Origin of the sequence: Microbacterium sp. NPDC008134 (genome assembly GCF_042957055.1) — a bacterium.
Lineage (GTDB): Bacteria > Actinomycetota > Actinomycetes > Actinomycetales > Microbacteriaceae > Microbacterium.
This window is the reverse complement of record NZ_JBIBHO010000001.1, coordinates 394,594-417,274: the sequence shown is the minus strand read 5'-3', so window position 1 is coordinate 417,274 and position 22,681 is coordinate 394,594. Positions and strand designations below refer to the sequence as shown.

Genomic DNA, 22,681 nt, shown 5'->3' with positions numbered 1-22,681 from the left:
AGCCGACTCCTCCAGCATACCGGCCGCACCTGAGAGACTCCCCGGCGGCCATACGATGGCGGAGTGAATCCCACCGGTATCCAGGTCTCTCTCCGTCGCGGCGACGTCACGGCGCAGATCGCCCAGGTCGGCGCCTCGCTGCGCGAACTGCGCATCGGCGACGTCGATCTGATCTCCCCGTATCCGCTCGACCAGCCGACTCCGGGATGCTCGGGTGTCGTGCTCGCACCCTGGCCCAACCGCATCCGCGATGGCCGCTGGACCGACGATGACACCGCCCGGCAGCTCGCGATCACCGAGCCGAAGCTCGGCAACGCCAGCCACGGACTCCTGCGGTTCACCGCCTATGAGATCGAGCAGACGGATGCCGCGGCCACGCTGCGTGCGACGATCGTGCCGCAGACCGGTTACCCGTACCTCGTCGAGACCTCGGTCGCCTACGCCCTCACCGACGACGGCGTCACGGTGACGCACACGCTGACGAATCGATCGGATGCCGCAGCCCCCGTCGCCCTCGGAACCCACCCGTACGTGACGATCGGCGACGTCGACGCGCACGACCTGGTGCTGCGCGTGCCGGCATCGACCGCGTTCGAGACCGACGAGCGGATGCTCCCCACCGGCACCCGTCCGGTCGAGGCGGCGCTGCGCGACGGCATCCGCCTGGGCGATGCCCGGCTCGACACGGGCTTCACCGATCTGGCCCGCGACCCCGACGGCCGCGTTCGGCACTCGCTGACCGCCCCCGACGGCCGCCGCCTCACGCTCTGGCAGGGCGAGGGCTTCGACTACGTGCAGGTCTACACGGCGAGGAACTACCCCGGCCACGACCTGGTCGTCGCGATCGAGCCGATGACCGCGCCCGCCGACGCGTTCAACAGCGGCCTCGGCATCCGTCGCCTCGCCCCCGGCGAGACCTGGACGCTGTCCTGGGGCATCGCCCTGGGCTGACCCCCACCCCGGCGTTCGAATCGCTCACTTCGTCGTTTTCCGATGGCGGGAACGGCGAAGTGAGCAATTCGAAACCGGTTGTCAGTCCTGCGACAGCCAGGGGCGCTCGCGCAGTTCGCGCCGGCTCAGCGACGGACCGTGCGCCACGACGGACGCCTCGGCTTCGGTGAGCTCGACCGGCGCCGCCGCAGCAGCCGGATCCACCGAGCCTGCGGCATCGGTCGATCCCGCGTCCGGCCCCTCGGGCGCATCCGGATCGGAACCCGTCTCCGCGGCATCCGTTCCTCCGCCCTTGCGGGCCTGGCGCCGCTCCTTCGCACCCTCGACGAGGTTGTACAGCGTCGGCAGCACGATCAGGGTGAGCACGGTCGACGAGATGAGTCCGCCGATCACGACGATCGCGAGCGGCTGCGAGATGAACCCGCCGTGGCCCGTGATGCCGAGCGCCATCGGGGTGAGGGCGAGGATCGTCGCGAGCGCGGTCATGAGGATCGGCCGCAGACGCTTCTCGGATCCGGCCTGCACGGCGGCGATCGTCGATAGACCCTTCTCGCGATACTGATTGACGAGGTCGACGAGCACGATCGCGTTCGTCACCACGATGCCGATGAGCATCAGCACACCGATCAGCGAGGCGACGCCGAGCGGCACACCCGTGATGATCTGCAGCAGGATCGCACCGGTCGCCGCGAACGGCACCGACACGAGCAGCAGCAGCGGCTGACGCAGCGACTTGAACGTCGCGACCATCACCACGTAGACGATGAGGATCGCGGCGAGCATGGCCAGTCCGAGCTGCGAGAACGAGTCGGCCTGCTGCGAGGCGACGCCACCGATCTCGGCCGACGCACCGGCGGGCAGGTCGACCGCGTCGAGCGCGGCGGTGACGGATGCCGTCGCCACGGCCAGGTCGTCGGATGCCGGCGGCACGGTGATCGTGGCGGTGCGCTGTCCCTGCTCGGTGGTGATCGAGGTGGGACCGTTGCGCTGCTCGACCGTGGCGATGTCACTGAGCGCGACGACACCGAGCGGGGTCGGGATCGTGAGCTCGCGCAGAGCCTCGACCGTGGTCGGCGGCTCGGGGGTGACGAGGTACACGGTGAGCGCGGTGTCGTCGATCTCGACGGATCCGAGCTGCTGCGGGCGCATCGTGTTCGAGACGATCGCACCGACGGCGACCTCCGAGAGCCCGCGCTGGGCGGCGGCCTCGCGGTCGACGACCACGGCGATGTACGGCAGAGCCGCGGCGAGGTTGTCGCTCACCTGGCCGATGCCGTCGCGTCCGTCGAGCTCGTCCATGACCGCGGTGGTGGCGGTCGAGAGGTCGTCGCCGTTCGACGCCGAGACCGTGATCTCGATGTCGCTCGAGCCGAAGCCGGCCGACGAGGCCACCGAGACCTCGCCCACGTCCGACAGGCCGTCGATCGCGTCCTGCACCTCGGCGCGCAGCTTCTCCTGGTCGGCGCTCTCGTCGGTGAGCACCGAGTAGGTGACGCCCGACGATCCGCCCGAGAAGGCGTCGCGAACCGACGATCCGCTCGATCCGATCGAGGCCTGCACGTGCTCGATGCCGTCGATGCCGCTGAGCGCGTCCTCCACCTTGATCGCGGCATCCGACTTGGTCTCGAGGCTGGCCGTCGGGCCGAGGTCCTGCGTGATGGTCATGGTGTTCTGACCGGAGTCGCCGAGGAAGTTCTGCTTCATGAACGGAGCGGCGGCGAGCGTCGCACCGAGCACGACCACAGCGAGCACGACCGTGACACCCGAGTGCTTGAGCGTCCATCCGAGGATCGGTCGGTACGCCTTCTGCAGACGGGTGGGCGGGGCATCCTGGTGCTCGGGATCGATCGCGACGCCGTTCGCGTCGAGCAGCGGCTTGCCAGGCTTGAGGAACCAGTACGCGAGCACGGGGACGATCGTGAGCGACACCAGCAGCGAGGCGATCATCGCGATCGACACGGTCATCGCGAACGGACGGAAGAGCTCGCCGACCATGTCGCCGACGAAGACGATCGGCAGGAAGACGGCGACCGTGGTGATGGTGGATGCCGTGATCGCCATCGCGACCTCGCGCACCGCCAGCTTGATCGCATCGCCCTTGTCGGCGTCGCCGACGTAGTGCCTCTTGATGTTCTCGATCACGACGATCGAGTCGTCGACCACACGGCCGATCGCGATCGTCAGCGCGCCGAGGGTGAGGATGTTCAGCGAGTAACCGAACGCCTGCAGACCGATGAAGGTCACGAGCACCGAGGTCGGGATCGAGATGGCGGTGACGAGCGTCGAGCGCACCGACATCAGGAACAGCAGGATGACGAGCACGGCCATGACGAGCCCGAGAAGGCCCTCGACCGCGAGCGTCTCGATCGACTGCTCGATGAAGGGCGCCTGGTCGAAGATCACCGTGAACGTGGCATCCGGGAAGGCCTCGCCGATCTCGTCCAGCGCGGCGATGACCCCGGCCGACACCTCGACGGTGTTCGCGGCGGGCAGCTTAGTGATCGAGATCGACAGCGCGTCCTCGCCGTCGACACGCGAGATCGAGCTGATCGGGTCGGACTCCTGCACGACGGTCGCGACGTCACCGATCGTGAGGTCGGTACCGACGAGCGGCAGCGCTGAGATCTCGTCGACCGAGGCGATCTTCGCGCCGGTCTGCACCGTGAGCGTCTCACCGTTCTCGGTGATGTCACCTCCGGGGAACAGCGTGCCGTTCTGCTCGAGCGCGTCGCTGATCGCCTGCGTGCTCTGCCCGGCGGCGGCGAGCGCCGCGACATCCGGCGTGATGGTGATGCGCTGGCCGACCCCACCCACGATCTCGGCGGCGTTGACGCCGTCGACGTCTTCGAGCTCGGGGATCGCGACGGTCTCGAGCTCGGCCTGTGCGTTGTCGGCATCGTCGAAGCCCGACACGGCGACCTGGATCACCGGCAAGTCGTTGATCGAGATGGCGAGCACCTGCGGGTCGATGTCTTCGGGCAGCGTCGACGAGATCCGGTTGATCGCCTGCTGCATCTTCTGCTCGGCGGTCGCGAGGTTCGTACCGTAGGTGAAGCTCGCCTGAATGATCGAGGCGTTCGTGGTGCTCGTGGCGGTGGTCGACTCGAGGTCGGGCACGCCCTGGATCGCGGCCTCGATCGGCGTCGAGACGTCGTTCTCGACGACCTCGGGCGAGGCGCCAGGGTAGGTGGTCATCACGACGAGCGCGGGCAGCTCGAGCGAGGGGATGAGTTCCTGCTTGAGGTTGGTGAGCGCGAGACCACCGAAGACCGCGGCGACGATCGTGATCAGGGCGATGAGCGCGCGGTTCTTCAGGCTCAGGACGGCGAGTTTCGACAAGGTTGCTTCCTCAGGATGCTGTCGGTGCGGATGCGGGTGATGCTGCGGGTGCTGTGCGTGGTTCGGATGCTGCGGATGCTGTGCTGTGCGGAGTGAGTATCCCGGTGAGGCCGTCTCGGATGAGACGTTCTTCGAGGGGATCGTCGCTGAGGTTGGCGTGCCAGAGTATGCCGTCGATGAAGACGGCTGCTGCCCTGGCGCGGTCCAGACCGTGAACGGGGGCGATGAACTCGACCACCTGGTCGGACCAGCGTTTGGCCAGTTCCCGCACGCGCGGGTCGTGCACTGCGGCGGTCACGACGGCTCGGTCGGTCTCGCGGGCACGAGCGTCGGCGAGGCTCTCGGTGATCAGCCGGGCGAGGCCCTCGGGCGTGACGCCGACCGCCTCCACGGCTTGACGGGTCACCTCGACTCGCGCCTCGATCTCGCGCACGAGGAATCCGAGCGCGGCGTCGCGCAGGTCGTCGAGGGTGTCGAAGTACTGGGTGGTCGCACCGAGCGGAACGCAGGCCCGGGCGGCGACCTTTCGGTGCGTGAGGGCGTCGACGCCGACCTCGACGATCAGCTCGGCGGCCGCTTCGACGATCTCGCGACGGCGCGCCTCAGGGTCGCGTCTGCGCCGCGTCTTCGTCACCATCGGAGTCCTCCCGTACGTACGTACATGTACATTTGTACATTTTCGGTTTGAGAAGTCGCTGGGAGCGCCCCGGCTTTCGAATCGCTTGCTTCGTCGTTTTCGTCCACCCAGAACTGCAATTCAAGCGATTCGAAACGGATACCGGAGGCCGGAGGCGCGGGGCCGGCTCAGCCGAGGGCAGCCCCGAGGGCGAGCCCGGCGCCTGCGGCGAGCAGGCCCAGCAGCAGCATCCCGATCGCGTTGAAAGCGGATGCGCGGCGGGCGCCGTCACGCCAGAGCGCGACCGTGTCGAGCATCGCGGTGCTGAAGGTCGTATACCCACCGAGTAGCCCGGCACCGAGCACGAACGCCCCCTCCGGAAGCGCAGCGGTCACGAGACCCAGCGCGAACGTCCCCGAGGTGTTGACGAGCAGGATGCCCCAGGGGAACCGCTTGCCCGCGAACCGCGCGACGCCGAGGTCGACGAGGTAGCGCAGCACGGCACCGAGCCCTCCGGCGAGAGCGGCGCCCAGGAACAGCAGCGGACTCATCGGGCACCTCCCGGTCGCGACGCGCCCCTCGACCGACCGAGCCGCAGGCCCAGCGCGGCAGCGGCGAGGCCGAGCACGAGCGACCCTGCAGCGTACGCGGCACCGATGAGCGGAGCATCCGCCCACAGCGCCAGCGTTCCCGTCATGAATGCGCTGTACGTCGTGAAGCCGCCCAGCACTCCGGTGCCGAGCAGCAGTCGTACCTCGCTCGACGACGGCAGCCGTGCCGCGAGCACGCCGATCAACAGCGCGCCGACGATGTTCGCGATCAGGATCGCGGTGGGAAAGCCCTCGTCCGGCAGCAGCAGGCCGAGCGCGAGCCGCGCGGCGGTGCCGAGGGTGCCGCCCGCCGCGACGAGGAGCACGCGGCGGAGGGTCATGCGTCTCACGCTACTCCTCGTGTGACAGCGCCCCGCGCACTTGTCAAGGCGTTGGGCGCACGCCCGAGCGCGGCGTTGACTGGCGCCCATGGATCCCCTGTGGAAGCTTGCCTCCCCCGCCCCCTCCGGCACGCCGTTCGAGCCGGGAACCCACCACGACGTGGTGGTCGTCGGCGCGGGCCTGACAGGACTCACGACCGCGGTCATGCTCATTCGCGCGGGCCTCGATGTCGCCGTCGTCGAATCCGGCGAGGTGGCGCAGCTCGCGACCGGCGGCAACACGGGCAAGCTGTCGCTCCTGCAGGGGCAGCGCCTCGCCGAGATCCGCCGGCACCACCCCGCGTCGTTGCTGCGCGCCTACGTCGATTCGAACCGCGCCGGCATGGACTGGCTCACCGCGTTCGCCGATGGCGCCGCCGTGCCGTACCTCCGCCGCCCCGACCACTCCTACGCGCAGACGAACGAGGGGCTGCACTCGCTGGCGCGCGTGCACGACGCCGCGCAAGAGGCGGGCCTGCCGACGCGGATGCTCACGGGCAGCGCTCTTCCCGAGACACCGTTCCCCGTGCTCGGCGCCGTCGCCCTCGATGACCAGGTGACGATCGATCCGGTACTGATCACCTACGCCCTCGCGCGCGCATTCGTGGAGTCGGGCGGCACACTGCACACCGGCACCCGAGTGACCGGGGCGCGCGCTCTCCCCACCCCGCGCGTGCAGACGGCCGTCGGGCCGCTGTTCGCGCGCCACATCGTGCTTGCGACCGGCAGCGCCATCCTCGACCGCGGTCTGTACTTCGCGAAGACGAGCGGCCTGCGCTCGTACTGCGTCTCGTTCCGCGTCCCCGGCGAGGTGCCTGTCGAGACCTTCCTGTCGGTGGATTCGCCGAGCAGGTCGATCCGCCCCGTGGCGCCGGCCGACGGCCCGGGCGAGGTCGCCCAACTCATCGTCGGCGGCAACGGGCACCCGGTCGGCCGCTCCGACGGCGAAGAGGCGGCGGTCGACGATCTCGTCACCTGGACGCAGCAGCATTTCCCCGGCGCCGAGGAGACCCATCGCTGGTCGGCGCAGGACTACCGGTCGCACAACCAGATCCCCTTCGTCGGGGCGATGCCTCGCGGTCTCGGCCGCATCCGCTTCGCGACGGGGTACGCCAAGTGGGGTCTGTCGAACGCCCCGGCCGCCGGCATCCGTCTGGCCTCCGAGATCCTCGGCACCCCGTGGCGCGAACGCCCGCACTGGATGACCACGATCGGCACGCGCATGACCGTGCCGGCCGATCTCGCGAAGGGCGCTCAGGAGGGGATGAAGGTCGGCGCCGCGGCGACCGCGGGATGGACGGATGCCGAGGCCCGACCGGTTCCCGTGGCGCGGCCGGCCGAGGGCGAGGGGGTCGTCGCGAACCGCGCGGGTCTGCCGGTCGGCGTCTCGACGGTCGACGGCGTCACCCGTGCGGTCGATGCCATCTGCCCGCATCTGGGCGGGGTTCTCGCGTGGAACGACGCGGAGTGCACGTGGGACTGCCCGCTGCACGCCTCGCGCTTCGCGCCCGACGGCACGCGCATCGAGGGCCCGGCGCTCAAGGATCTGAAGGAGCTCCCCCGCACCGGACGACGCTGATCAGTCGGCGTGCGGAGGCGCGGCATCCCACCCCTGCTGCGGCGTCTCGCAGTCCTCGCGGAAGACGTACTGCGAGGCGAGCTTGCGCTGGCTGCTCGACCAGTCGATCGCCGGGCGCCGCTGCTCGGGCGGCAGGTACCCGAGCCGGTACACGGCCATGAGTTCGAGGTCGTCGGGCACGCGCAGCAGGTTCACGATCTCGTCCCACTTGCCGGGCACCTCCATCGGGAACGAGATGAACTGGATGCCCATGCCGAGCTCGACGGTCGTCAACCAGATGTTCTCCATCGCGGCGCCCATGCTGAACACCGAGTAGAACGACGAGAGCTGTCCGGGCCGGTACTCGCTGCGGTCGAGCATCACGCCCAGCAGCAGGGGCGACCCCGCGACGAGCTTGCGGTTCTCCTCGCCGAGCGTCTTCGGCACCCCGAACGTGTTCATGAGCTTCTGACCGCGCTTGGTGAACACCTGGCTCGTGAAGGGGCGCAGCGCGGCGGGCAGTTTGTCGAACAGCATCCCGCTGCGCTTCTCGTCCATCTCGGACTGACTGAACCGGAAGTACGGCTTGTAGCGCTCGAAGAACGTGCCGTTCGACATCGCCTCGGTCATGCTCTCGCCGGAGATGCGCGAGATCTGCGCGATGGTGTCGGGGTTCTCGATCACGACGAACCGCCACGGCTGGCTGTTCAGCTGCGAGGGCGCGCGGCCCGCGGCTTCGAGCAGGATGCGCTGGTGCTCCTCGCTCACCGGGTCGGGCAGGAACCCGCCGTTCGTGGTCTTGCGGCGGCGGATGGCGTCGAGCAGTTCCATGGGGTCACTTCCGGTCGGCGGACGGCACGCGCGCGCACACGACGCCCGCGACGATGAAGGGGGCGGCGACCACTGCGACGAGCGGATGCCTTCGGCTGTGCGTGCCGAGATACGGGATGGCGGCGAGCGGCGCAGCGGCGGGGAGCAGGGCGAGGGCGGCCCGGCGACTCGCTCGGCGCGGACGCGCCCAGACCGCCGCGCTGACGGCGAGACCGGTCGTGACGCACGTCGCGATGTAGAGGGCGTGGTGCACCCATCGGAAGTTCCGCGTGTCGATCACCCTCGCGGCGACCGCGGTGCCGAGCGCGACGTTGGCCCCGTACGCGGATGCCGCGGCGACGAACAGCGGCGCGGCATCCGTTGGTCGCCGTCGCCTGCTCGTCCACGTCATGCCCTGACCCTACGCCTCCCCCTCCCCCGCCGAGCCACCCCCTTGCGGGCGAAACACCCCCTTGGGTACGGCCCCCAGAGGGGTGGCTCGTACGCAAGGGGGTGGTTCGCCCGCCGCTGGGCAACCGTGGGTCCCTGAGCCTGTCGAAGGGTCCCACACCCGTGGAGACTTAGAGATGCGCCTCCGCATACACGCGGAGCGCGTCGCGGACGAACTCGGCGCCGTGCGTTCCGCCCGACGAGGTCGCGTAGTTCGCGCCGAAGCGCGGGTCGGCGACGTACATCTCGCCGAGCCCGGTCACGTACGCCTTTGCGTCCGCGCTGGGTCCCTGAGCCTGTCGAAGGGCGGATGCCGGCGTCCCCGGCACTCCCGTCAGCCACTCGACGTGGCGGCGGGCGAGTGCCTGCGCCTCATCGGATGCCGGGTCGATGCCACTCTCGGCGGCGGCAATCCAGTCCCGACCGAGGTCGGCGACGGTGCGCTGCCAGTCTGCGCGTTCGGCATCCGTCATGCCCCGCCACCAGCGGTCGCCGTCGGCGTAGGCCTTCGCGCCCCAGCGCTGCTCGACCTCGTCCTTGTACTGCGTGTGGTCGAAGCCGTCGAACATGTTCTCTGCCATGAGTTCTTCACCTCCTCTCAATGCGTCGATGGTGGATTCGACCGACGCGATCTGCCGCGCCAGTCGGGTCTGCTCCTCGCGCAGCAGCGCGAGGTGGGTCTCGAGAGCGGATGCCTCCGCCCCCTGGGTCCCTGAGCTCTCCGCCCCCTGGGTCCCTGAGCTCTCCGCCCCCTGGGTCCCTGAGCCTGTCGAAGGGCCCAGCACGTCCGCGATCTGCGGCAGTCCGAGCCCGAGCTCGCGCAGCAGCAGGATGCGCTGCAGGCGCACGAGGGCGGTCTCGTCGTAATGCCGATAGCCGTTGGCCGCGATGCGCGTCGGAGCCAGCAGGCCGATGTCGTCGTAGTGACGCAGCGTTCTGCTGGTGGTGCCGGCGAGGCGGGCGATCTCTTGGATCGACCAGTCACGATTGCTCATGGATCTCACGATAGAAGTTGACGTTGCGTCAATGTCAAGACCGAGAGTTCGCCGACCTCTTGACAATATCGAGATATATCGTGTTACGCTCCTCGAACACGATATATCTCGATCCTCGACATCAGGAGAAGCAGACATGACCGAGAAGTGGCTCATCGCCCCCGGCGAGGAACGCGTCATCGACATCGAATCCGTGACCCGCCTCAAGATCGGGCTCGTCGGCGGACAGGTCGACGTCATCGCGCACGACGAACCCGGCATCCGCATCGAGGTCCACGGCGTCACCACCAAGGATCTCCGCATCGAATCCCACGACGGCGAGGTCGAGATCGACCACCCGCAGCTCGGGTGGGACAACTTCCTCGAGGTGTTCCGCAACTTCGGGTCGGGCGGTCCTCGCGCCGAGGTGAGCGTGGCCGTGCCGCGGTCGATCGCGTTGAATCTCGGCGTCGTCAGCGCCGGCGCTCTCGTCTCCGGCATCCGCAACGATGCCCGCCTCAGCACCGTCTCCGGCGACCTCATCGTCGACACCCTCATCGGCGATCTCACCGTCAACACCGTCTCGGGCGACGTGCAGGTGCGCGGCCTGACCGGCTCGATCAACGCGAACAGCGTCTCGGGCGACGTCGCCGTCACCGGCGCCGTGCGCAAGGCGACGGTCGACATCGTCTCGGGGTCGACCACCGTCGACGCCGCGGGCGACGTGAACACCATCTCGGTGAACTCGGTCTCGGGCGGCACCACGGTGCGCCTCGACGAGTCGCTCGCGGCGAACTACGTCATCCGTTCACTCAGCGGACGCCTGCTCATCGACGGCATCGAACGCAGCACCTCCGGCCCGAGCAACTACACCGGCACCAAGGGAGAGCTCGCCGGACGCTTCGTCGATCTGCGCGTGAACTCCGTCTCGGGCGGCGTGACGGTTCTGCGCCGCACCCCCGAGTCGATCACGAACGACGCCGAGTGGGAGGAAGAGGCATGACCCCCGCCGTTTTCTCGCACGGCGACCTGCGCCTGTACCTGCTGTCGCTGCTCGCCGAGTCGCCGCAGCACGGATACGGCATCATCCAGGCGCTCACCGACCGCACCGGCGGCACCTACACGCCCAGCGCCGGCACCATCTATCCGCGGCTCGCGAAGCTCGAAGAAGAAGGGCTCGTCACCAAGACCGTCGACGGCCGCACCACGATCTACGCGATCACCGACGCGGGCCGCGCCGAACTCGCCTCGCGCGAGAACGATCTGGCGGGGATCGAGTCGGGCCTCGCCGACTCGGTGCGACTGATCGCGAACGAGGTGCGCCAGAGCGTGCAGGATGCGATGAAGACGCTCCGCGCCGACCTCGCCTCCGCCGCCCACGACGAGCGGCAGTCGGCGAAGGGCCGCCCGCGTTCGGCATCCGACGACAGTCGAGTGACCAGCCGCGAGGAGATGCATCGGGCGGATGCCGTGATCAACGCGTTCCGCGCACGCATCCGCACCGATCTGCGCACGCACGTGGCGCAGGGAGGCGCGCTCCCCGCGAGCGTCGTGACGGATCTGGAGAACGCCCTCGACGCCGCCGCCCGCGCGGTGACCGTCGGCATCTCGACTACCCGCTGACCCGCGCCGGCTCGCCGACCTCAACCGGGTCGCTGAACCGCCCCTGGGTCGCTGAGCCTGTCGAAGCGCCCCACCCCACCACTCCCGTCGCAAAAGGTGTCGGCATCCGCGCAGGATGCCGATACTTTTTGCGACTTGAGCGCCGCGAAGCCCGTTCATAACTCCGGAGAAAATCCCCGTTCTCGCCCCGATCGGCTCGAAAAGCGGGTCTTGCCCTCGATTCTGAGGAGTTATGAGCACCTCTTCGCCCGCAACCAACTGGGTATACTCAAAGTATGACCACGACGATCAAGGTCAGCGACGAGCTGCGCGACCGCCTCAAGGAGCAGGCCTCCCGTGATGGCCTGACCCTGGGCGCGCACCTCGCGCACCTCGCGGATGCCGAGGATCGCCGGTGGAGGCTTTCGAGATTGCGCGAAGCGATCGCGACCTCGCCGTCAACCGAGCTCGACGATCATGCGGTTGAGACGAGCGCCTGGGAGCGCACCGAACTCGCCTCACCGGCATGACGCCGCCCGACCTCGCACCGGGCACGGTCGTCTGGGCTTCGCTCGAACCGGTTCGAGGCCGGGAGCAGGGCGGTCATCGCCCAGCGCTTGTGATCGCTTCGGCCGGATACCTCGATGCAGTGACGACCCTCGCGATAGTCCTTCCGATCACGACGGCCGATCGCGGCTGGCCGAACCACGTGCGCGTCGACGGCGCGAGCGGACTCGAACGCCCCTCGTGGATCATGACGGAGCAACCCCGGACCCTCACGCGCGATCACTTCACCGGCATCGCCGGATCGGTCAGCCCGGAGTGCCTGCGAGCCGCGAAAACCTGGCTCGGTGACTTCCTCGACCTGTGACCCGTTTCTCATCCGCACGAGTCCTGATGTCGCCTAGTCTCGCGATCGCCGCTCGGGCCGATGAGAGGATGACGGGATGAGCACTCTCCGCCCGATCGACCTCGACTCATGGCCGCGCGCCGAGCAGTACCGCCACTACGCGACCGCCGTGCGCTGCACTTACGCGATCACGGTCGAGCTCGATGCGACCCGGCTCACGGCGGCGATCCGCGACGCCGGCCGTAAGACCTACCCGACGCAGATCTGGGCGCTCGCCGAGGCCGTCAACCGTCACGAGCCGTTCCGGATGGGCCTGACCGACGACGGCGCGCCCGCCGTCTGGGATGTCGTGCACCCCTCGTTCACCGTGTTCAACCCCGAGCGCGAGACCTTCGCGAGCGTCTGGACTCACTACGACCCTGACTTCGCGACGTTCCACGACCGCGCCGTCGAACTTCTGAGCACGCACCGCTCAGCGACGGAGATGTTCCCGCAGTCCGACACCCCGCCGAACACCTTCGACATCTCGAGCCTGCCGTGGACGACGTTCACCGCGTTCTCGCTGCAGATCGAGGATGCCTGGACGCATCTGCCGCCGATCTTCACCCTCGGTCGCTACGTCGAGCGCGATGGCCGCGTGATCCAGCCCCTCGCGATCCAGATCCATCACGCCGCGGCAGACGGCTTCCACACGGGCCGCCTCGTAGACGACCTGCAGCGGCTGTTCGACGACCCCGACTGGGTCGCCTGAGACTCTCCGAGAACTACTCCGCGGCCTCCGGCCAGATCTCCTTCTGCGAGTCCGGCACGAGCTCACCCAATGGCACGACGAGGATCGACCGGTGCTGGCGGTGCGCGAGGCGGGCGGCAACGGAACCGGTGAAGAACTCACGGATGCTCTCGCCGATGCCGCGCTTGCGGGTGCCGATCACGATCAGCTGCGCGTCGAGCTTGTTCGCGAGCTGCTTGATCGCCAGGGCGGGATCGCCGACGAGCTGACGCGCGGTCCAGGTGATGCCCGAGGCGTCGAGCGCCGGGGCGACAGCGGCCTGCACGGCCTCGAACTCTGCAGCGCCCGCGTCGAAGTTGATGTCGATCGGGGCCGAATGCACATAGCCGTCGGGATCCTCGTACGTGACGAAGCGCGTCACGTCGACGTGGGCGACCACGAGCGGCACGCCGAGCAGTCGGGCGTAGCGCACCGCCTCGTCGACCACGCGGCCGTCCTGCTGGGGCTGCACTCCGACGATCACGGCCTTCTGCAGAGCCGCGTTCTGTGCGGCCTCGTCGGACGGAGTGGAGGTGTTCTCGGTCATGATGATCGCTCCCTTCACCAGCCTGGCATCAGCCAGAGGGTATTACCCGCGTGCTATTCTGAATGCTACTCTTACCGGCTGCGCGCCGGTGTCGTGAATGCCGCGGGTCCTGACCACCCGCCGCTTAACTCGTGAGGGGGTCTCGCGCATGGGCCGTGGCCGTCAGAAGGCGAAGCACACAAAGATCGCCCGCGAACTCAAGGCGTACAGTCCGTCGGTGAACTACTCCGCGCTCGAGCGCGAGCTGGGTCACCCGACCGACGAAGACGCCTACGTCGACAAGTGGGCCGACGATTATGCCGACGAAGACGAGGACGAACTAGAGAAGGCCTGACCGCCCCTCTGTTCGACTTCTCCCCCGTACGACCTACGGGGGTTTCGTCGTGCCCGGATTCGAGGCGGCGGGGCCCTTCGACAAGCTCAGGGACCCAACAGCGAAACTGGGTCGCTGAGCCTGTCGAAGCGCCCCGCGAGACGCAGAGGTTGCGGAGAACGATCTGAGAGGATCGACGCATGCCTCAGGTCGTCGCCCTCTACCGTCATCCGATCAAGGGCTTCACGCCGGAGTCCGTCGAGTCGCTCACGGTGCAGGCCGACGGCCGCGTGGCCGGTGATCGCGTGCTGGCGTTCCGCTTCGCCGACGCGGCGACTCCCGAGGAGCGCGACGGCCTCGACCACTGGCCGAAGGCGAAGGGCCTCGCCCTGCAGGACTTCCCGGCCCTGGCCGCCCTGCACACCCGGTACGACGACGCGCACGGTCGCGTCCGGATCGAGCACGACGGCGCGGTGCTCGTCGAGGCGGGGCTCGACGACGCCGGACGGGCGGAACTGACGGATGCCGTCACCGAGTTCGTGCGCGGGACCCGCGAGGGCCGCCGCCTCGAGCGGCCCGGGCGGCTGCCCCTCGTGCTCGTCGGCGACGGCGAGACTTCTCGCTTCCAGGACCGGGCGCGCGGCTACGTGTCACTGCACAGCCGCGCCAGCGCCGACGCACTGGGCGAGGCCGCGGGCACCGGCATCGACGACCGACGCTTCCGCTCGAACATCGTCATCGACGGCGTCGACGCGTGGGCCGAGTTGGAGTGGAACGGCGAGGTTCGGATCGGCGACGTCGTCCTGCGGACCGAGGGGCCGATCGTACGATGCCTCGCGACGCACGCGAATCCCGACACCGGCGAGCGTGACGTCAAGGTGCTCACCACCCTCACCGGAGCACTCCGACAGAACGAGCCGACCCTCGGTCGACTGTTCCTCCCCGCTCCGCAGTCCGACGGACAGACACCGGTGGGCGTCATCCGCGTCGGCGACGAGGTGCACGTGCTCTGAGCGTCGCGCTCACCAGCGGCCGTGCCGTGCTTCCCACTCGTCCTCGATCGTGCGGCGCCGACCGGCGACGAGGCCCGCGGGGATCGAGACCACGAGCACGCCGATCACGACCAGCAGGGGCACCTGCCAACCGCCGGTGGTCTCGTGCAGCAGACCGATCAGCAGCGGGAAGACCGCGGCGATCGCGTAGCCGATACTCTGCACGAATCCGCTCAGGGCCACGGCACTCTCGGGAGTGCGCGCGCGGATGCTCAGCAGCACAAGGCTCAGCGGGAACAGGATCGCGGTCAGGCCGTAGATGATCGCCCAGAGCGCAGGTGCGACGGTCGGGGCAAGCAGCAGACCTCCGAGGCCGATCACGCCCATCGACACGGCGAAGAGGAACAGCGGCCTCGTCGCCTGGAACCGCACGACGAGGATCGGCACGAGCAGACCGCACGGCAGCCCGGCCAGCGCGAACAGCGACAGCAGGAACCCGGCCGTGGCGGGGGTGACGCCGGCGATGTCGACCAGCATGGTCGGCAGCCACGCGAACGCCACGTAGGCCATGGTCGACGAGGTGCCGAACACCAGCGCGAGCGCCCATGGCAACGGCATCCGCCAGAGCCGCCCGAACACACGGGGGCTAGCCGGAACGGTCGCGATCGGTCCGGTGGCGACGGCCGCGGCATCCGTCAGGTCGTCGACCCCGTCGGTCGGGTCGAGCACGACATCGACGACAGGGGCGGATGCCGTCGCTCGCCCGCGTTCCGCGATCAGTAGCGCGATCCACGGCAGCAGCGCGAGCACCGCGAACCCACCCCAGAGCCCGAGCGACACTCTCCAGCCGAGCGAGTCGGCCACCGGCACCGCGACGAGCGGCGGCACGAAGGTCGAGACGGCCATCATGGTCGAGTACAGCGTCATCATGACGCCGAGACGATCGGGGAAGTACTTCTTCACCAGCGGCGGCAGCAGCACGTTGCCCGCCCCGACGCCGGCGAACACGACCACGGTCGCCGCGAGCAGGCTCGTCGAGTCTCCCGCGAACCCGCGCAGCAGCAGGCCGAGCGACATCAGCGCGAGCGCCGCGACCGCGACGCGTTCGAGACCGAGACGGCGCTCTACGAGCGGGGTGACGAGACCGAACACCGCGAAGCACACCGGCGGAGCCGCACCGATCAGGCCGACGATCACCGGCGACACCGGGAAGTCGCGGGCGATGTGGTCGATCACCGGCGAGAGCGAGGCGACCGCCGAGCGCAGCGAGAACGCCACGAGCACGATCCCGACGAGCGCGAGAGCCCTCCCCTGCCAGAGCGGGCGGCCCTTCGACGAGACGGGAGACCCGCTCATCAGGAGGTCTGCGAGCTCTCCACCCAGGCCAGGTACTCGTCGCTGACGGTGCCCGTGACGTAGCGTCCGTCGAAGCAGCTCATGTCGAGGTCGTCGACGACCGACCCCTCGGTGATCGCTGCCTTCAGGTCGTCGACCTCCTGGTACACCAGGTGGTCGCAGCCGAGCACCTCCGCGATCTCGGGGATCGTGCGGCCGTGCGCGATGAGCTCGTGACGCGACGGCATGTTGATGCCGTAGACGTGCGGGTGACGCACGGGAGGGGCCGCCGAGGCGAAGGTCACCGAGACCGCACCGGCATCCCGGGCCATCTGGATGATCTCCTTCGACGTCGTGCCGCGCACGATCGAGTCGTCGATGAGCAGCACGTTCTTGCCCTGGAACTCGGTCGACATGGCGTTGAGCTTCTGGCGCACGCTCTTCTTGCGCACCGCCTGCCCCGGCATGATGAAGGTGCGGCCGACGTAGCGGTTCTTGTAGAAGCCCTCGCGGTACTCGATGCCGAGCTTGCGGGCGACCTCCATCGCGGCGGGCCGTGACGAGTCGGGAATGGGCATGACGACGTCGATCTTGTCCATCGGCACGTGCTTCGCGATGGTGTCGGCGAGGCGGTCACCCATACGCAGACGCGACTCGTAGACCGAGATGCCGTTCATGACGGAGTCGGGACGCGCGAGGTAGACGTACTCGAACGCGCACGGAGCGAGACGGGTCTCGGCGGCGCACTGCCGGGTGTGCAGCTCGCCCTCGGTCGTGATGAACACGGCCTCGCCGGGCTCGACCTCGCGCACGACCTCGTAGTCGCCGTTCTCGAGCACGAGCGACTCGCTCGCGACGACCCACTCGTCCTTGCCCTCCTGGCCGGGGACGGTCGACGGGCGACGCCCCAGGATCAGCGGGCGGATGCCGAAGGGATCCCGGAAAGCGAGCAGACCGTACCCGGCGATCACGGCGATCACGGCGTACGCGCCCTCGATGCGCTCATGCGTGCGCTCGACGGCCTCGAACACCCGCTGGGGGTCGAGGTCGACCGTCGAGGTCGTGTTCTGCAGCTCACCGGCGAGCACGTTGAGCAGCAGCTCGGTGTCGCTCGACGAGTTGAGGTGCCGGCGGTCGCGCTTCGCCATGTCGGCGGTCAGCTCACGCGTGTTGGTGAGGTTGCCGTTGTGGATGAGGATGATGCCGTACGGCGCGTTCACGTAGAACGGCTGCATCTCCTCTTCGTTCGACGCCGTGCCCTTGGTCGCGTAGCGCACGTGGCCGAGGCCGACGTTGCCGAGCAGCGCGCGCATGTCGCGGGTGCGGAACGCCTCGCGCACCATGCCCTGCGCCTTCGCGTTGTGCATGACGCCGTTGGCCTCTGCCGTCGCGATGCCCGTCGCATCCTGGCCGCGGTGCTGCAGCAGGAGGAGAGCGTCGTAGATGTCCTGATTGACCGGAGCCGTGCCGACCATTCCGACGATGCCGCACATGGGGTTTTACTTCGCTCCGTCCGCGTAAGCGCCCACCAGGCGCACCGCTCCACCGTCGACGCCCTTGGCGCCCTGTTCGAACTCTCCGGCCGGACGACCGTCGAAGCGCACCGTTCCGACCTGCCACGCGGGCATGCCCTCGGCCTGGAGCGCCGCGATCGCCGCATCCTTCGCACTGTCGGAGACCACCGCGAGGAACCCGATACCCAGGTTCCAGGTACCCTCAGCCGACTCGAGCGACGAACCGGCGATGTCGCTCAGCACACGGAAGACCGGGCTCGGCGACCACGTGCTGCGGTCGACCTCGGCCCAGCTGCCCTGCGGGAGCACACGGGCGAGGTTCGCCGCGATGCCGCCGCCGGTAACGTGGCTGAGGGCGTGAACCGCGCCGGGGATCGTGTCGATCAGGCGCAGGAGCGGAAGCGTGTAGAGGCGGGTCGGCTCGAGCAGGGCCTCGCCCCAGGTCGTGCCGAGGTCGGCCGAGTTGTCGCCGTAGGAGATGCCCGCGCCGGTGATGATGTGGCGCACGAGCGAGTAGCCGTTGGAGTGCAGACCGCTCGACGCGATCGCGAGCACTGCGTCGCCGTCGGTCACACGGTCGGCTCCGAGGATCGCGTCGGCCTCGACGACGCCGGTCGCCGCACCCGCGACGTCGTAGTCGCGCGGGCCCAGCAGACCCGGGTGTTCGGCGGTCTCGCCGCCGACGAGCGCAGTGCCCGTCGCGGCGCACGCCTCGGCGATGCCGCGCACGATGTCGGCGATGCGCTGCGGGAAGACCTTGCCGCAGGCGATGTAATCGGTCATGAAGAGCGGCTTCGCCCCCACCACGACGATGTCGTCGACGACCATGCCCACCAGGTCTTGCCCGATCGTGTCGTGCTTGTCGATCGCCTGCGCGATCGCGACCTTCGTGCCGACGCCGTCGGTGCTGGTCGCGAGCAGCGGACGGCGGAAGTCGCGCAGCGCGCTCGCATCGAAGAGACCGGCGAATCCGCCGACGCCTCCGAGCACTTCGGGGCCGTGCGTCGCCCGTACGGACGACTTCATCAGCTCGACGGCGAGGTCACCGGCAGCGGTATCGACGCCGGCTTCGGAATAGGGATTGGTGGGGGAGGCAGCCACGGGTAAAGCCTACCGCCCGCCGGGCGTGCCCAGACGCGGGGATGCGCCCGGAGCCCCGACGGCGCGACTCGGCGCGGCGGTCAGTCCGACGAACCGTCCGATCCGTCGCCGGACTCGGAGGAATCAGTGTCTCCCCCGGCATCCGCGGCATCCCCGTGCCGGGCGTCACCCTCGCCGCTCACGCCCCACGGCGCCGTGCCGGTGTCCAACCCGCTCATCGCCTGCTGCCCGCTCTCGGTGCCGTCGCTGCTCGGTGCCGAGGCATCGCCGGCGGGGGTGTTCTCATTACGCTGAGACATCATTGCTCCTCTCGATGGAGGTCGGCCGATCGCCCACCTGGTGCAGGTCTACCGGGAGGCTCGCGATCTATCGCACGGGTTGACGACGGCTGCGGTGGGGGTTAGCGAACCGGTCCCGGATGACTCACCCCGTCGCGGCCTCGCAGCCCTACGATGGGGCCATGGCCGACAAGCCGCAGTGGCTCATCCGCGAAGACGCGAGCGTCCCGGTGCTCGTCGCGCTCGCGCTGCGCCAGGCCCTCGGCATCCGCGTTCCCGATGAGTTGCCGAGTCTGCGCGACCTGCCGACGCGCGCTCCGGATGCCGCCGATGCCACATCTGCCGTCGAGAAGCAGTGGCGCGACTACTGGGACATGACGGTCGAACCGCGAGCGCACCCCTCCGGCGTCCCCCTCGAACTGATCGACGGATTCGACACGCTCGTGGCGCTGCCCGCCTCGGGCGCGGAAGAGCTCGGGGCGGGGATCGCCGTGCACGCGGCATCCGCTCTGCGCTACGCGCGCGCCGCGCACGACCGCTACGTCAAGTCGATGAAGAGCCACACCGGCGGCGACGCCTACCGGGCGTACGCCAGCGCGATCGCCGAGTTCGAGCGCGACATCGGGCGGCGGGCGCACTCGTTCGAGCTGAACGTGCAGGTGCTGCCGTTCTCGCAGCGCGGGATCTGGTGGATCGGCGATCTGACCGTCGCGGTGACCGACGGCCTGCGCCGCGACATCGTGGCGTTCGACGCGGCCATCCGGCCGGTCATCGCCGAGCTGGCCTGAGGGTCAGTCGCGGTCGGACGCCGGTGCGTCGGATGCCGTCGGCGTCTCGGATGCCTGTTCCGGTGCTTCGATGATCGTCTCGCGACCGACCCGCACGACCCGGTCGTGGCGGCGGCCGGTGCGCTCGAGGATGAGCGCGACGACACCGCCGAGTGCGATGCCGATCGGCACCGTCCACAACAGCAGGAATCCGAACACCTGACCGGGCGGGTAGACGACGTCGAGCGCCTGGGACTCCTCGAAACTGCCGGTGAAGGTGAGGATCGCCGCGGCGATCACACCGAGCACCACGCCGATGCCCATGAACACGCCGTACCGCGGCACGTGGCGCACGGTCGCTTCGACGGTCTGCGGGGTCTCGGAGGAGGACATGCCTCCATTCTCCCACCGTTCCGCGCGGCGTCGTACCCGAGGTGATTCCTGCGACGCTTCGACAGGCGCAGCGACCCAGGAATCTGTTCCGCGCACGCAATCGGGTCCCTGAGCCTGTCGAAGCGATCATCGGTTCCGCGCACACAACCGGGTCCCTGAGCCCGTCGAAGGGCCCCGCCCCCACAACGACGAACCGCCCTCCCGCGGCGTGCGGAAGGGCGGTTCGATCAGAACATCAGACCTCGGTGGTCGTGACGGCCTGCTCGGCGGTCGAGCGGCTGCGGCGTCCGATGAGCACGCCACCCGTTCCGACGAGGGCCACGACGACGAGTCCGCCGACGATCCAGACCCAGACCGGCACGCCGCCCTGCTCATCGGCGACTTCGGTGACGACGGTGACCGAGGTGGTCGCCTCCGGCTCGGCCTCTTCCTCGTCGACCGGAGCGGCGACGCCGCAGTCCGCACCGACGGGGATGACCGCGCTGACCGGGTCGAGCTGCTCGCCCGCGGCGTAGGTGCCGAAGGCTGCAGCACCGGCCTCGGTGAGCACCGAGGGGATGCCGTCGAGCGTGATCACTCCGTCGACCGGGATGACGTCGGCCAGCGAGAACTCCGCGAACCGCACGTCCTTCAGGTCGATCGCCTCACCGTTCTGCGTCCTCCCCACGACGTCGACCACGATGTAGCCGGTGTCGCCCGCGAGCTCGACGCGGAAGTTCGCCAGCGTCGTGTTCAGCGCGCCGTCGTGGCCGGTGAACTGGATGCTGCCGCCGTAGGTCACGAGGCCGGCACCCGTCTCGTCGTCGAACGAGCCGGAGCCGTTCGACCAGACGAAGTCGGGGTACTGGTAGACCACGTCGGTGAGCGTCCAGCCACCCTTCGCGATGCCCTCGATGTAGGTGCGGAACGACTCCTTGTAGCCCCAGTTCAGGCTCGCGCCTTCGACCGTGCAGGCGCCGATCACGACGGTCTCACGATCGAGTGTGAAGACGAGGCCGCGGGTCACCGAGCCCTGGAGGGTGAGCGTGTGCTCACCGTTCTCGAGCGTGGCGGGAAGCGTACCGGTCCACGTGGCGACACCGTTGGCGTCGGCATCCACCGTTCCGAGCAGGACGGGCGTCGAGTACACGACGACCTGGATGTCCTTCTCGTTCGGCTCGAAACCGGATGCCGTGATGGTCGCCGACTTGCCCGACTGGAGGGCGACGAGGTTCTCGTCGTCAATCTCGATGCCGGTGGTCGCCGGAGGCGTCGCGGGGAGCGCCGCCTTCTTGACGACCGCGGCGGCTGCTGCGACCGTGCCGGTCGATCCGCTCGGAGCCGCGGCTGCGGAACCGATCGTGAACGTGACCGGGCTCAGGTTCGTCGAGTACCCCTGGAACACCTGGCCGATGCCGGCGGACGTGATGGATGCCGGAGCCGAGGTGTAGGTGACCGCGCCGTTCGCCGTGGTCTTGCCCGCACGCGACAGGTCGAGCGTCGCGAACGGCACCTGGCTTCCGCCGTTGGTGACGTAGAGCGTCGCCGCGTTCGCCGAGGTGATGCGGATCTGCGGGTTGGCGATCGTGACGTCCAGGACGCCGCCGTGACCGGTGAACCGGACCGCGCCGACGTACGAGACCGTACCGAGGCCGGTCGCGGGGTCGTAGGTGCTGCCGGTCGCCTGTCCGAACTGGAACAGTCCGTCGGCACGCGTCGCACCACCCGTGACCTCGATCGCGCCCTTGGCGATGTTGCCCGTGATGTAGCTCAGGAAGGAGGTCGACACGTCCCAGCGCAGCGATCCGCCGGGGACGGTCGCGACCGGAGCGGTCGGGGTGACCGGCGGCTTCGGCGTCTCCGGCTTCTTGCCGAAGATCGCATCCCACTGAGCCTCGGTGACGGTCACCGTGCTGCGGGCGTAGATGGTCGACGCGGTCGGCATCGTGTGCTGCTGCCAGCTGATGACCTCATACGACTTGGTGCGGTCGAGCTTGCTCGCGGCCGCCGTGAGGTCGACCGAGTATGACCCGCCCGCGACGCTGCGCACGAACTGCATCGCCACGAAGCCGCCCTCGGCGGTGACATCCGCCTCGGTGCCCTTCTCGATGAGCGCGACGTACGCACCGGTGATCGAGCCGTGCTTAGAGCCGGTCGCCGTGACGGTCAGCCCCTTCTCGGCGGTCGCGGACTTGACCGTGGTCTTGACCGTCGGGCCGTCCACGGGCGGGAACACACTGTTCCACTGAGCATCCGACACCGTCACGGCCTGACGGGCGTAGATCGTCGACGCATTCGGCATCGTGTGCTGCTGCCACACGATCACCTCGTACGACTTCGACCGGTCAAGACCCGCCTTCGCCGCCACGAGATCAACGCTGAACGCACCACCCGACACGTCACGCACGAACTGCATCGCCGCGAAACCACCACCGGCGGTCACATCCGCCTCAGTACCCGCCTCGATCAGCGCGACATACGCACCCGTGACCGACGCGCCCAGGTTCGCACCCGAGGTCGTGACCGTGAGGCCCTCGGTCGACGCGGTCTTCACCGTGCCCGACACCGACGGA

At 69.0% G+C, this 22,681-nt stretch carries 24 protein-coding genes; 10 read left to right on the top strand and 14 right to left on the bottom strand.

Going from position 1 to position 22,681, the window contains the following annotated elements; genetic code table 11:
- Nucleotides 1-63 precede the first annotated feature (63 nt).
- Nucleotides 64-951, top strand: a complete 888-nt coding sequence (locus tag ACFY9N_RS02025) for an aldose 1-epimerase family protein (RefSeq protein WP_391476590.1) — start codon at nucleotides 64-66, stop codon at nucleotides 949-951.
- An 81-nt stretch (nucleotides 952-1,032) separates the two neighbouring features.
- Here the strand turns inward: ACFY9N_RS02025 and ACFY9N_RS02020 are convergent, their stop codons facing one another.
- The 4 genes from ACFY9N_RS02020 to ACFY9N_RS02005 form a co-directional block, all read right to left on the bottom strand.
- The gene (locus ACFY9N_RS02020; protein ID WP_391476589.1) at nucleotides 1,033-4,290 is read right to left on the bottom strand and encodes an efflux RND transporter permease subunit; all 3,258 of its coding nucleotides are present in this window, start codon (nucleotides 4,288-4,290) and stop codon (nucleotides 1,033-1,035) included.
- 10 nt (nucleotides 4,291-4,300) lie between these two features.
- Complete coding sequence (locus ACFY9N_RS02015; protein ID WP_391476588.1) at nucleotides 4,301-4,927, bottom strand: TetR/AcrR family transcriptional regulator; 627 nt, start codon at nucleotides 4,925-4,927, stop codon at nucleotides 4,301-4,303.
- 167 nt (nucleotides 4,928-5,094) lie between these two features.
- Nucleotides 5,095-5,457: a fluoride efflux transporter FluC gene (locus ACFY9N_RS02010; RefSeq protein WP_391476587.1), complete on the bottom strand. Its 363-nt coding sequence runs from the start codon at nucleotides 5,455-5,457 to the stop codon at nucleotides 5,095-5,097.
- Nucleotides 5,454-5,837, bottom strand: a complete 384-nt coding sequence (locus tag ACFY9N_RS02005; protein WP_391476585.1) for a fluoride efflux transporter FluC — start codon at nucleotides 5,835-5,837, stop codon at nucleotides 5,454-5,456. The genes ACFY9N_RS02010 and ACFY9N_RS02005 overlap by 4 nt, the downstream gene beginning before the upstream one ends.
- 88 nt (nucleotides 5,838-5,925) lie before the next feature.
- On the opposite strand from ACFY9N_RS02005, the gene ACFY9N_RS02000 reads away from it, so the two are divergent.
- Complete coding sequence (locus ACFY9N_RS02000; protein ID WP_391476584.1) at nucleotides 5,926-7,455, top strand: FAD-dependent oxidoreductase; 1,530 nt, start codon at nucleotides 5,926-5,928, stop codon at nucleotides 7,453-7,455.
- On the opposite strand, the gene ACFY9N_RS01995 is transcribed toward ACFY9N_RS02000, so the two are convergent.
- The 3 genes from ACFY9N_RS01995 to ACFY9N_RS01985 all read right to left on the bottom strand — a co-directional run bounded on the left by ACFY9N_RS01995 (nucleotide 7,456) and on the right by ACFY9N_RS01985 (nucleotide 9,689).
- Nucleotides 7,456-8,265, bottom strand: a complete 810-nt coding sequence (locus tag ACFY9N_RS01995) for a nitroreductase family protein (protein ID WP_391476583.1) — start codon at nucleotides 8,263-8,265, stop codon at nucleotides 7,456-7,458.
- A 4-nt stretch (nucleotides 8,266-8,269) separates the two neighbouring features.
- Nucleotides 8,270-8,656 (bottom strand): hypothetical protein, encoded by a 387-nt coding sequence (locus tag ACFY9N_RS01990; RefSeq protein WP_391476581.1) that lies wholly within the window; start codon nucleotides 8,654-8,656, stop codon nucleotides 8,270-8,272.
- A gap of 169 nt (nucleotides 8,657-8,825) precedes the next feature.
- Nucleotides 8,826-9,689 (bottom strand): MerR family transcriptional regulator, encoded by an 864-nt coding sequence (locus ACFY9N_RS01985; protein ID WP_391476580.1) that lies wholly within the window; start codon nucleotides 9,687-9,689, stop codon nucleotides 8,826-8,828.
- A gap of 136 nt (nucleotides 9,690-9,825) precedes the next feature.
- Between ACFY9N_RS01985 and ACFY9N_RS01980 the strand changes: the two genes are divergently transcribed.
- The 5 genes from ACFY9N_RS01980 to ACFY9N_RS01960 all read left to right on the top strand — a co-directional run bounded on the left by ACFY9N_RS01980 (nucleotide 9,826) and on the right by ACFY9N_RS01960 (nucleotide 12,871).
- Entirely contained in the window at nucleotides 9,826-10,671 is an 846-nt protein-coding gene (locus tag ACFY9N_RS01980) for a DUF4097 family beta strand repeat-containing protein (RefSeq protein WP_391476579.1), read from the top strand.
- Complete coding sequence (locus tag ACFY9N_RS01975) at nucleotides 10,668-11,291, top strand: PadR family transcriptional regulator (RefSeq protein ID WP_391476578.1); 624 nt, start codon at nucleotides 10,668-10,670, stop codon at nucleotides 11,289-11,291. Before ACFY9N_RS01980 ends, ACFY9N_RS01975 begins: the two co-directional genes overlap by 4 nt.
- A gap of 275 nt (nucleotides 11,292-11,566) precedes the next feature.
- Complete coding sequence (locus ACFY9N_RS01970) at nucleotides 11,567-11,800, top strand: hypothetical protein (protein ID WP_391476576.1); 234 nt, start codon at nucleotides 11,567-11,569, stop codon at nucleotides 11,798-11,800.
- Entirely contained in the window at nucleotides 11,797-12,141 is a 345-nt protein-coding gene (locus ACFY9N_RS01965) for a type II toxin-antitoxin system PemK/MazF family toxin (protein ID WP_391476575.1), read from the top strand. Before ACFY9N_RS01970 ends, ACFY9N_RS01965 begins: the two co-directional genes overlap by 4 nt.
- Nucleotides 12,142-12,217: 76 nt before the next feature.
- On the top strand, nucleotides 12,218-12,871 hold the full coding sequence (locus ACFY9N_RS01960; protein ID WP_391476573.1) for a CatA-like O-acetyltransferase: 654 nt from the start codon (nucleotides 12,218-12,220) through the stop codon (nucleotides 12,869-12,871).
- Nucleotides 12,872-12,884: 13 nt separating this feature from the next.
- Here ACFY9N_RS01960 and ACFY9N_RS01955 read toward each other — a convergent pair whose 3' ends face one another.
- A complete protein-coding gene (locus tag ACFY9N_RS01955) occupies nucleotides 12,885-13,436 on the bottom strand; it encodes a universal stress protein (protein WP_391476572.1) in 552 nt (183 codons plus the stop codon).
- Between the two features lie 148 nt (nucleotides 13,437-13,584).
- On the opposite strand from ACFY9N_RS01955, the gene ACFY9N_RS01950 reads away from it, so the two are divergent.
- Together ACFY9N_RS01950 and ACFY9N_RS01945 are read left to right on the top strand one after the other, a co-directional pair.
- Nucleotides 13,585-13,770, top strand: coding sequence for a DUF3073 domain-containing protein (locus ACFY9N_RS01950; RefSeq protein WP_029259537.1), 186 nt, complete (start codon nucleotides 13,585-13,587; stop codon nucleotides 13,768-13,770).
- 179 nt (nucleotides 13,771-13,949) lie between these two features.
- Nucleotides 13,950-14,762 carry an MOSC domain-containing protein gene (locus tag ACFY9N_RS01945; protein WP_391476570.1) on the top strand — a complete coding sequence of 271 codons (813 nt, stop codon included), beginning with the start codon at nucleotides 13,950-13,952 and terminating at the stop codon, nucleotides 14,760-14,762.
- A 9-nt stretch (nucleotides 14,763-14,771) separates the two neighbouring features.
- Here ACFY9N_RS01945 and ACFY9N_RS01940 read toward each other — a convergent pair whose 3' ends face one another.
- The 4 genes from ACFY9N_RS01940 to ACFY9N_RS01925 form a co-directional block, all read right to left on the bottom strand.
- Nucleotides 14,772-16,097 carry a CynX/NimT family MFS transporter gene (locus ACFY9N_RS01940; RefSeq protein WP_391476568.1) on the bottom strand — a complete coding sequence of 442 codons (1,326 nt, stop codon included), beginning with the start codon at nucleotides 16,095-16,097 and terminating at the stop codon, nucleotides 14,772-14,774.
- Entirely contained in the window at nucleotides 16,097-17,569 is a 1,473-nt protein-coding gene (gene purF, locus ACFY9N_RS01935) for an amidophosphoribosyltransferase (protein ID WP_391476567.1), read from the bottom strand. The genes ACFY9N_RS01940 and purF overlap by 1 nt, the downstream gene beginning before the upstream one ends.
- A 6-nt stretch (nucleotides 17,570-17,575) precedes the next feature.
- Nucleotides 17,576-18,691: a phosphoribosylformylglycinamidine cyclo-ligase gene (gene purM / locus ACFY9N_RS01930; protein ID WP_391476566.1), complete on the bottom strand. Its 1,116-nt coding sequence runs from the start codon at nucleotides 18,689-18,691 to the stop codon at nucleotides 17,576-17,578.
- An 80-nt stretch (nucleotides 18,692-18,771) separates the two neighbouring features.
- The gene (locus tag ACFY9N_RS01925) at nucleotides 18,772-18,990 is read right to left on the bottom strand and encodes a hypothetical protein (RefSeq protein ID WP_391476565.1); all 219 of its coding nucleotides are present in this window, start codon (nucleotides 18,988-18,990) and stop codon (nucleotides 18,772-18,774) included.
- Between the two features lie 161 nt (nucleotides 18,991-19,151).
- Here ACFY9N_RS01925 and ACFY9N_RS01920 point away from each other — a divergent pair, with 161 nt between their 5' ends.
- Nucleotides 19,152-19,757: a zinc-binding alcohol dehydrogenase gene (locus tag ACFY9N_RS01920; protein WP_391476564.1), complete on the top strand. Its 606-nt coding sequence runs from the start codon at nucleotides 19,152-19,154 to the stop codon at nucleotides 19,755-19,757.
- A gap of 3 nt (nucleotides 19,758-19,760) precedes the next feature.
- On the opposite strand, the gene ACFY9N_RS01915 is transcribed toward ACFY9N_RS01920, so the two are convergent.
- Both ACFY9N_RS01915 and ACFY9N_RS01910 read right to left on the bottom strand, forming a co-directional pair.
- On the bottom strand, nucleotides 19,761-20,129 hold the full coding sequence (locus ACFY9N_RS01915; RefSeq protein ID WP_391476562.1) for a potassium transporter Trk: 369 nt from the start codon (nucleotides 20,127-20,129) through the stop codon (nucleotides 19,761-19,763).
- Nucleotides 20,130-20,364: 235 nt separating this feature from the next.
- Nucleotides 20,365-22,681, bottom strand: a 2,317-nt coding sequence (locus ACFY9N_RS01910; RefSeq protein ID WP_391476561.1) for an HtaA domain-containing protein, incomplete at its 5' end; no start/stop codon positions are given.